Source organism: Zoogloea sp. (assembly GCF_041911615.1).
GTDB lineage: Bacteria > Pseudomonadota > Gammaproteobacteria > Burkholderiales > Rhodocyclaceae > Zoogloea.
This window is the reverse complement of sequence record NZ_JAYROR010000113.1, coordinates 53,849-62,577: the sequence shown is the minus strand read 5'-3', so window position 1 is coordinate 62,577 and position 8,729 is coordinate 53,849. Positions and strand designations below refer to the sequence as shown.

Below are 8,729 nucleotides of genomic sequence, written 5' to 3'. Positions count from 1 at the left end.
GAGAAAGATTTTTGGCCGTCATGACTTTGGCTTCGAAGCTTACAAGCTTGATCATGGCCTGCTTTTCTCATTAATAGAAAAGAACTTTGACGAAGACGTTTTTAATAAAAAAGTATTAACCCAGCTTCAAACAGAACTCCTACCCAACCTCCGCGCCCGAAAAATCGACGAAATCCCCACCGAGCCCGGATTCTGCATCCGCGACGGATTCATTGCCGACAATGGCAACGTGGACGTATACGAACACGCCCGCATGCAGTTGAACTTCAAGCAGTGGCCGGACATGTGGATTTCGCTTACGAGCATGACCGTGCATAGAACGGGGAGGGAAACGCTTCTGCAACGGCTGGCCAAGTTCCCCATCACGCCCCTGGAAAAGGCATTCGTCAAGGTTTTCAGGCAAGGCAAGCACGACGTCAACGGGCGCAAGGGCGAAGAGATACTGGAATTGCTGCCGACCGACCAAGGCATCAAGCAGCACTCGTTCCGATGGGAGGCGACCGGCGAGGTCGACCGGATCCTGGTCCCCGACCTGATCGTCGAACTGGACAGCGGCTTGCCGCTGAATGGCGTACCCCGCCGCCCCTCCCTCACCGATCAACAGGCGATCGAACTGTTCGACCGCATCGTCAAATCGGTTCGCCTGCGTCCGACAGGCGGCGACAAGCGCGGTGCCGTCGACGTCCCGAAGCCGCCCCTGGGCGCGCTGGCCCCCACGGGGAGCGCCTGCCCCCAATCCGGCTGGTGGCAATGCGCGGAAAACTCCGGCGACGTGGCCGGCGGCCGGCGCCGGCATTTCCAGGCGGGCGAGCCCATGCCCGACGTCCTCCTCCTCGGGCCGCCGACGCTGCTGCAGCGCCTCAAGGGCGAACGCCCCACGCATCGCACCGCCACCGTATGGCAGTTGGTGGCATACGACACCCCGACGGCAGAACCTTCAACCTCCGCGGAGCCCGATCCACGGCCCGCAGGGGCAAAGCTTGCTGAAGGCAACTCAGGCCCCTCGTCAGCCAAGCCAGTCGCTTCACCTGAGCAGGAGTAAGCATGCGCAAGATCATTCGTTTGGGCGACGCTACCAGTCACGGCGGCCGGGTCGTCAGTGTGGCGGCCACGCATTTCACCGTGGCCGGCATTCCTGTGGCACGTGTAGGCGACCTATGCATCTGCCCCCTCAAGGGGCACGATGGCTGCACCGTGGCCGAAGGCGACCCGCACCACACCATCGATGGCATTCCGGTCGCCTACGAGGGGCATAAGACGTCCTGCGGCGCGACCCTTCAGGCGAGCATTGGAAATTTCGGTCAGGACTGAGCTGAACACGTAGCCGACCGCCACCGCCCCCGCTCGCTTCGCGCCGGGCCCGAGCGGGGTTGGCGCATCTCAATGCGATCGCTCTTATATATTGAGTCGGCCCTGAAATATTGACTTTCCCCCAGCCTGACGCCCCATCCATGGCGCGATGTGGCCCTCGACGGGCGTTCGTAGAAGCATCCCGAACAGTAGCCGACGCGGGATAGGGCTCCCGGCCCCAGGCAGGCGCCGACACGCACCTACCAGCACAGTGGGCAGGCTCATCGGATTGAGCCCGCTTCGCGCAGGGGCGAGTCAGGCGGATGGAACGACGGCCCCGCCGGGGATCAAGAGGTCGGTTTGAGAAAATTCAGGCCGACTGTCAGCGGGCCTGGCCGGCAAAGCCCGCCAGGCCTCCAACACGCGTGCCGACACCAAAACCTTTCTGACGGAACCAGCCGAGATTCATCTCCAGCGCAAAGCGGGCCGGGCGGGCGGCGCAGTGGTTGTCTTCGGTCTGCGGCTGCATGTCCTCGACGTTGAGGATGCGCCCCTCGTCGTCCAGGAAAGCCACCGACAGCGGCAGCAGCGTGTTCTTCATCCACATGCAGTGGCGCTGGGGCTCGGTGAAGACGAAGAGCATGCCGTGGTTAGGCGGCATCCGCTTGCGCTGCATCAGGCCGAGCATCCGGTTCTCCTGGCTGGCAGCGACCTCGGCCTCGATGCGGAACATCCCGACGGTGAGCTCGGTCACCGGCATCTGGACATCGGCGGCGGCGGGAAGCGAAACCATGGCCGCGCAGGCGGCCAACGAACGAAACAAGCGGGAAATCATGAGGTCGATCCGGCGGGCTGCGGCGCCGGCGGGTGACGCCGGACGCCAATGAAAAATGGCGGGGAAGACCCCGCCATTCTAAGGCACAGAGCCGGCGATCAAGCCGCCGGCGTGGCGGCGGCAGCCGCCTTCTTGTGCTTCTTGTGGTGCTTGTGCTTGTGTTTCGCGACCTTGGGCGCGGGGGCGGCAGCGGCCGGTGCGGCCGCAGCGGGAGCCGCTGGCGCGGCGGGCGCCGGCGCATCGGCGGCAATGGCGGCGGACGCCGCAAAAAGACCGGCAACCAAAGCAGACAGGAGTTTGTTCATCGCTTTTTCCTTCCAGGTATCGAGGGTGGGCCAGGACGCAGCAAAAGTCGCCGTCGTCATCCACTCAACGTGGCTGCCGTCGATACGTTGACCGCCGCACGGGTTCGCGCGCAGGCAGCGCCCCCTCGCGCCACTCGCCCGGCGCGAGTCCGTCGAGGGTCCAGTCGCCGATGCGCACGCGGATCAGCCGCAGGGTCGGGAAGCCGACCTTGGCGGTCATCCGGCGCACCTGGCGGTTCTTGCCTTCGCGCACGACGATCTCGACCCAACTGGTGGGAATCGACTTGCGCTCGCGGATCGGCGGATTGCGCGGCCACAGCCATGGGGGTTCGTCCACGCGGCGCGCGGAGCACGGTCGGGTCACGAAGTCGCCCAGATCGACGCCGGCGGCAAGGCGGGCCAGCGCAGCCTCGTCGGGCTCGCCCTCCACCTGCACGAGATAGGTCTTGGGCAACTTGTGGCGCGGGTCGGCGATGCGAGTCTGCAGCGCACCGTCGTCGGTGAGGACCAGCAAGCCTTCGCTGTCGGCGTCGAGGCGGCCTGCGGCATAGACGTCGGGCACCGGGATGTAGTCCGCCAGCGTGGCCTTGCCGGCCTCGGCGGTGAACTGGCAGAGCACCCCGAAGGGCTTGTTGAACAGGACCAGCACCGGTCAGGCGGCGTAACGGCGCAGACGCAGCGAGAACTCCTCGAGCTGGCGGATGCCGCTCCGCTCGGCGCGGGCGATCCAGTCCTGCAGCTGCTGCAGGAGCTGCTCGCGGCTGGCAGTGGAGCGCGCCCACAGGGCGGTGAGCTCGTCGCGCATCGCCACCACGGTTTCGAGGCGCTTGTTGTCCTGCAGCACCGAGGCGCGGCGTTCGCGCTCGGTGGCGCACAACTGGCCTTCGTCGGCCACCAGCCAGCGCCGCAGCTCACGCACGGTGAGCGTGTCGCCGGACTGGGCCTTGAGGGCGGCGAACTCGTCCTGAGCGATGGCGCGCAGGGATTTCACGTAGCGGGTCATCACGTCGTAGCGATGGGTGATGACGGCCTGCAGGGTGTCGAAGTCGGCGCTCGCCTTGGCGGCGCCGAAGCGCGGCGTCGGGATGGTCTTCTTGACGTGGGCGAGGCGAAGCATCTCGAGGATGCGGATGTACATCCAGCCGATGTCGAACTCGTACCAGCGGGCCGACAGCTTGGCGGAGGTGGCGAAGCTGTGGTGATTGTTGTGCAGCTCCTCGCCGCCGATCAGGATGCCCCACGGAATCAGGTTGGTGGAGGCATCGGTGCAGTTGTAGTTGCGGTAGCCCCAGAAATGCCCCAGGCCATTGATGACGCCGGCCGCCCAGAACGGAATCCAGATCATCTGCACGCCCCACATCAACACGCCCGGCCAGACGCCGAACATCGCCACATCGGCCGCCAGCATCAGCAGGATGCCGATCTTGGGGAAGCGCGAGAACAGGTTGCGCTCGATCCAGTCGTCCGGGGTGCCGTGACCGTAACGCTGGAGGGTTTCGCGGTTGCGGGCCTCCTTGACGTACAGGAACACGCCGGTCCACAGCACCTTGTTGATGCCATAGACCTGCGGGCTGTGGGGGTCTTCGGACGTCTCGCACTTGGCGTGGTGCTTGCGGTGGATGGCCGCCCATTCCTTGGTGACCATGCCGGTGGTGAGCCATAGCCAGAGGCGGAAGAACAGCGCCGGCAGCGGGTGCAGATCGAGTGCGCGATGCGCCTGGTGACGGTGCAGGAAGATGGTGACCGCGGCGATGGTGACGTGGGTCATCGCCAGGGTGACGACGACGTAGCCCCACCAGGGCAGATCGAACAGACCGGAAAGCATCGGGGAGATATTCCTTTGGATATACGGTAACGGCGAGCGGATTCTAGTCCACGGCCTGGGGCAAACCAAGGTAAAGCCGAGGTTTGCCCCGCGGGGTCAGGGAACCGGGTTGCCTTGATCCAACACCGGCGCCACCGGGACCGCCGGCTGGGCGCCGCCGAGGATGCGCACCTCCCGCTGCGGGAACGGGATCTCGATGCCTTCGGCCTTGAAACGGCGCCAGATCTCGAGATTGATCGCGGAGCGGATGCCCAGCGTGCCCTCGGCCGGATCGCGGATCCAGAACCCGAGCTGCAGGTTGATGCCGCTGTCGGCGAAGGCTTCGACGAAGGCGCCCGGGCCCGGGTCGTCCATGACGCGAGGCTGGGTCCGGGCGGCCTCGACGAGGATCGCCATGGCGCGCTCGAGATCGGTGGCGTAGCTCACCTGGATCGGCAGCGAGACGCGCACCCGGGGGTCGGTGAAGGTCTCGTTCTGCACCACCGAGCCGACCAGGGTCTCGTTGGGCACGATGGATTCGATGCCACTCATGCCCTTCAGGACGGTATAGCGGGTGGTGATCTGACTGACGATGCCGCGCTCGCTGCCCACCGAGATGAGGTTGCCGAGGCGGATCGAGCGGTCGAGCAGCAGGATGAAGCCCGACACGTAGTTGGCGGCGATCTTCTGCATGCCGAAACCCAGACCGACACCGAGCGCCCCGCCGAACACCGACAGCGCCGTGAGGTCGATGCCCACCAGCGGCAGGCCGACCACCACCGCCAGCACGATCAGCAGCGCTTTCGACAGGCGCGCGAACACCAGCTTCATGTTGGCGTCGAGACCGTCGGTGCGCATCAGCCGGCTTTCGATGACACCGGCCACCCACAGGGCGACGAGCACCGTGACGAGCACCGTCAGGGCGCCCTGCAGCACCATCCAAAGGTTGACCTTGGCCTTGCCGATCGAGAAGCCGATCTGTTCGAGTCCGTCGATCACCGTGGGCAGCAGGCCGCTGATCTGCAGCGCCACCACCACCCACGCGCCGGTGGCGAAGATGCGCTCGAACGAGGCCAGCCAGCCGGCTCGTGGAAACGCGCGCTTGAGGGCGTGGACGGTGAGGCGCACGGCGGCCATCGCCACCAGCAGCGGTACCGCCAGCTTGAGCAGGTTCACGTGATGCCAGCGCTCGAGCACGATACGCGAGACGATCACCAGCCCCAGCGCGGTGAGCGGGAAGATCACCCGCCGCAGGCCTTCCTCGCTGGCACCGCGGGGCACCGACGGGTCGGCCTCGCGGCGGCGACGCAGCACCGCCTTGATCTGGCGGGTGATCGCGCCGGCGGCGAGCAGGCACACCGCCAGCACGCCGATCTGCCAGAAAATGGCCGGCTGCTGGAGGTCGTGCCACAGGTCAATCAGGAGTTCCGCGATCTGATTCTCTGCCATCCATCTTTCCTTTCCGTCCCGGCAAGTCGTCGAGACTGCGCAGCACCAGGGCGTCGGCCCGGTGGCGCTTCCAGTTGTCGGCGTAGGCGGCCACCAGCGCGGGATTGCCGCGCAGGAGCAGCAGGTTCTCCGCGTTGATCGTCCGCGCCGAACGGGTGAAGTTGTAGGAGCCGGTGGCCACTGCGCCCCGCGTTCTGGACGCCGGGTCGAAGATCATCAGCTTGTTGTGAGCGATGTTGAAACGGGTTTCCACCGCCACCGGAATGCCCGCCGCGAGCAGTTGCGGCAGGACGCTGGGCGAGGCCGGCCGGTTCATCTCGGCGTCCAGCAGGACCTCGACGCGCACACCTCGCTGGTGGGCGGCGATGAGGCCGCGCGCCAGGGGCTTGCTCGTAAACAGATACGCCTGGACCAGGATGAGTTCCCGCGCATCGGCAATCGCCTGCAGCAGCAGGGCTTCCGGGTCCTGCCAGGGCGAGAAGGCGAGCGCGACGCTGCCCCCTGCCGGCAGGTGGGTCGGTGGCGCGCGTTCCGGGTCGGATTCGGCGGCCGCAGCCGCCATTGCGCTCGCCGCCAGCCACGCTGCCGCGGCGAGGCGGCGGAGGCGGCGCATCAGCCCTGACGCTCCAGCACCGCGGCGAAGAAGCCGTCGGTGTCGTGATCAAAGGGGGTGAGGCGCAGTTGTTCGCCACAGGCGATGGCGATGCCCTGCTTGCCCAGCACGTCCTCGGCGCTACGCGCGACGAACGTGGGATTGGCGGCGAGGAAGGCGGCGACGATGGCCTCGTTCTCCTCAGGCAGCACGCTGCAGGTGGCGTACACCAGGCGGCCCCCCGGCTTCACCAGACGCGCGGCGCTGGCGAGGATCGCGGCCTGCTTGGTGGTGAGTTCGGCCAGCGCCTCGGGACTCTGACGCCACTTGAGGTCGGGATTGCGGCGCAGGGTGCCGAGACCGCTGCACGGGGCGTCCACCAGCACACGGTCGATCTTGCCGGCAAGGCGCTTGACCCGCGGGTCGTTCTCGCTGGCGATGACGACCGGGTGGACGTTCGACAACCCGGAGCGGGCCACGCGCGGCTTGAGCTTGGCGAGGCGCTTGTCGGACACGTCGAAGGCATAGAGGCGCCCGGTGTTGCGCATCAGGGCGCCCAGCAGCAAGGTCTTGCCGCCGGCGCCGGCGCAGAAATCGACGACCATCTCGCCGCGCTTGGGCTGGAGCAGGAAGCCGAGGAGCTGACTGCCTTCGTCCTGCACCTCGAAGCTGCCGTCGAGGAACAGCGGATGCTTCTGCAGCGCGGGCTTGCCCTCGAGGCGCACCGCCAGCGGCGAGTAGCGACCCGGCGCACAGGCGACGCCGCTGGCCTTGAGGGCGTCCACCAGCGCGTCGCGCTCGAGCCTGGCCGGGTTGGCGCGCAGGTCGAGGGGCGCCGGGCGATTGAGGCTCTGGGCGAGTGCGGCGACGGCTTCGGGGCTGCGCCCGGCGAGCAGGCGCTCGGCGAGCCAGTCGGGCATGTCGATGCGCTCGGCGAAGGAGAGCTCGCCCAGCTCGCGGCCTTTGACCTCGGTGAAGAAGTCGGTGTCGCGGCCATGCAGGCCGTCGCCGAGCTGGCGCAGGGTGACGCCCTCGACCCGGGCCAGCCATGCCAGCACGAGCTTGCGGGTGGAGACGTCCTCGCCGCACAGGCGTTCGAGGGTGCGCTTGCGGCGCAGCACGCCATACACCGCCTCGGCGACGAAAGCCCGGTCGCGGGCGCCGAGTTCGCGCAAATCGCGGAAATAGCGGGACAGCACCGAGTCGGCGGGGTAATCGAAGCGCAGGACGGAACGGAGGGCCTGGCTGGCGGACTGGATCTGGGCGGCGGTAATGGTCATGAAAATCCGATGCTGATGACGGCCGGACGCGGACGGCGCCCGGCGAAATGCGGTTGAAACGTGATTATCGGCTGACGGGGGCGTTGCCGCCCAGGTCTACGCCGGTGGCGACCTGATCGAGCACTTCGCCGTTCTTGTCGGTGATCTTGAGACGCACCGGCAGGTTGGCGTAGTCGCGGGCGAGCCAGATGTCGATCTTGAGCTCGCCGCGATGGCCGCTGCTGCCGAGATGGTAGGCCGAAACCTTGCCGGCGGGGATGTCCAGTTCCTCGATGCCGAGATTCTCGATCACCGAGCGTACCGCGCTCTTGCCGGTGACGACCAGCAGTTCGGCGCGCAGCGGCCCGTCGGGCTGGAGCGCCAGATGGTGCATCAACGAGAGCACGTCCTGGTCGCCCTCGGCAATGGAGAACTCGCGCTGGCGATCGCCGGCCACCAGCACGACCTTGGCCGAGGACCAGTCGAAGTCGGCGCGCTCCTTCATCTGACCGTCGCGCTCGACGGTGAATTTCTCGGGCAGCAGCCCGCGCGGGCCGATGCGGCCTTCGCTGCGCTGGATCATCCGGAACGGTTTGACCAGCCCGACCAGGCCGGACGTCTCGATGACGGTCTCCATCGAGTAGTGCTCGGCGTCGTGGGTCCAGGCGTGGGTGGTGCGGCCGATGATGAAATTGCGCTCGCCGCGGATCACGTTGTACTGCACCTTCCCCGACGCCGCCCACATCTCGGCGAAGCTCGGACCGGCGGGCTTGCCGGTGTTGCCGCTGCCGCCCTGGCCCGTCTCCGCTGCGGGTGGCGCGTCGGGGGTGGCGGCGGTCTCGTCCTTGCCCGGCGGCGCGCTGTCGGTGCCTTTGTCGTCGCCGCTGCCAGGGGTGGGCTCGGGGGCGAGGGTCGCCACCGGGCCGCTGGCGGGCCGGGGGTCGGCGGGATGCGCCGGCTTGCGGGGTTTCGGGCGAGGACGCGGCGGCGGTGCATCGCCGAGCACCACGCGCTTGTCGTCGTCGGGCGGGCGGATGCTGGGCTTGGGTAGCGGCGCCAGGCGCGCGTCCAGCGGCGGCAGGACGTTGGCGTCCTCGCTCTGCAGGCGCCAGCCGGGAATCAGCAGCACGGCCAGGTGCACCACCGCGGAGACCGCGATGGCGACCCACAGGCTGCGGTTCGGCGCGACGCCCAT

General features: G+C 67.4%; 10 protein-coding genes. 2 read left to right on the top strand and 8 right to left on the bottom strand.

The genetic code is table 11. The features are described 5' to 3' along the window. Both ACE3P2_RS14585 and ACE3P2_RS14580 read left to right on the top strand, forming a co-directional pair. The coding region (locus ACE3P2_RS14585; protein ID WP_374265708.1) for a T6SS immunity protein Tli4 family protein at positions 1-1,042 on the top strand (1,042 nt) is incomplete at its 5' end. 2 nt (positions 1,043-1,044) lie between these two features. Next, positions 1,045-1,311 (top strand): PAAR domain-containing protein, encoded by a 267-nt coding sequence (locus tag ACE3P2_RS14580; RefSeq protein ID WP_374265706.1) that lies wholly within the window; start codon positions 1,045-1,047, stop codon positions 1,309-1,311. Positions 1,312-1,672: 361 nt separating this feature from the next. Here the strand turns inward: ACE3P2_RS14580 and ACE3P2_RS14575 are convergent, their stop codons facing one another. From ACE3P2_RS14575 to ACE3P2_RS14540, 8 genes are all read right to left on the bottom strand, one after another. Further along, the gene (locus ACE3P2_RS14575) at positions 1,673-2,083 is read right to left on the bottom strand and encodes a DUF192 domain-containing protein (protein WP_374265704.1); all 411 of its coding nucleotides are present in this window, start codon (positions 2,081-2,083) and stop codon (positions 1,673-1,675) included. A gap of 140 nt (positions 2,084-2,223) precedes the next feature. Next, on the bottom strand, positions 2,224-2,430 hold the full coding sequence (locus ACE3P2_RS14570) for a hypothetical protein (protein WP_374265702.1): 207 nt from the start codon (positions 2,428-2,430) through the stop codon (positions 2,224-2,226). Between the two features lie 64 nt (positions 2,431-2,494). Continuing rightward, a complete protein-coding gene (locus ACE3P2_RS14565; protein ID WP_374265700.1) occupies positions 2,495-3,079 on the bottom strand; it encodes an rRNA large subunit pseudouridine synthase E in 585 nt (194 codons plus the stop codon). 3 nt (positions 3,080-3,082) lie between these two features. Further along, complete coding sequence (locus ACE3P2_RS14560; RefSeq protein WP_374265698.1) at positions 3,083-4,255, bottom strand: fatty acid desaturase; 1,173 nt, start codon at positions 4,253-4,255, stop codon at positions 3,083-3,085. Between the two features lie 96 nt (positions 4,256-4,351). Next, on the bottom strand, positions 4,352-5,683 hold the full coding sequence (locus ACE3P2_RS14555) for a mechanosensitive ion channel family protein (protein WP_374265697.1): 1,332 nt from the start codon (positions 5,681-5,683) through the stop codon (positions 4,352-4,354). Continuing rightward, complete coding sequence (locus ACE3P2_RS14550) at positions 5,649-6,296, bottom strand: phospholipase D family protein (protein ID WP_374265695.1); 648 nt, start codon at positions 6,294-6,296, stop codon at positions 5,649-5,651. Before ACE3P2_RS14550 ends, ACE3P2_RS14555 begins: the two co-directional genes overlap by 35 nt. Then, the gene (locus tag ACE3P2_RS14545) at positions 6,296-7,555 is read right to left on the bottom strand and encodes an RsmB/NOP family class I SAM-dependent RNA methyltransferase (protein ID WP_374265693.1); all 1,260 of its coding nucleotides are present in this window, start codon (positions 7,553-7,555) and stop codon (positions 6,296-6,298) included. The genes ACE3P2_RS14550 and ACE3P2_RS14545 overlap by 1 nt, the downstream gene beginning before the upstream one ends. 64 nt (positions 7,556-7,619) lie before the next feature. Next, the gene (locus tag ACE3P2_RS14540) at positions 7,620-8,729 is read right to left on the bottom strand and encodes a DUF3108 domain-containing protein (RefSeq protein WP_374265691.1); all 1,110 of its coding nucleotides are present in this window, start codon (positions 8,727-8,729) and stop codon (positions 7,620-7,622) included.

Coding starts and splice junctions, on each gene's coding strand:
- ACE3P2_RS14550 (WP_374265695.1), bottom strand. CDS start 6,296: ATGCGCCGCCTCCGCCGCCTCGCCGCGGCAGCGTGGCTGGCGGCGAGC.
- ACE3P2_RS14560 (WP_374265698.1), bottom strand. CDS start 4,255: ATGCTTTCCGGTCTGTTCGATCTGCCCTGGTGGGGCTACGTCGTCGTC.
- ACE3P2_RS14570 (WP_374265702.1), bottom strand. CDS start 2,430: ATGAACAAACTCCTGTCTGCTTTGGTTGCCGGTCTTTTTGCGGCGTCC.
- ACE3P2_RS14555 (WP_374265697.1), bottom strand. CDS start 5,683: ATGGCAGAGAATCAGATCGCGGAACTCCTGATTGACCTGTGGCACGAC.
- ACE3P2_RS14575 (WP_374265704.1), bottom strand. CDS start 2,083: ATGGTTTCGCTTCCCGCCGCCGCCGATGTCCAGATGCCGGTGACCGAG.
- ACE3P2_RS14545 (WP_374265693.1), bottom strand. CDS start 7,555: ATGACCATTACCGCCGCCCAGATCCAGTCCGCCAGCCAGGCCCTCCGT.
- ACE3P2_RS14540 (WP_374265691.1), bottom strand. CDS start 8,729: ATGGGCGTCGCGCCGAACCGCAGCCTGTGGGTCGCCATCGCGGTCTCC.
- ACE3P2_RS14580 (WP_374265706.1), top strand. CDS start 1,045: ATGCGCAAGATCATTCGTTTGGGCGACGCTACCAGTCACGGCGGCCGG.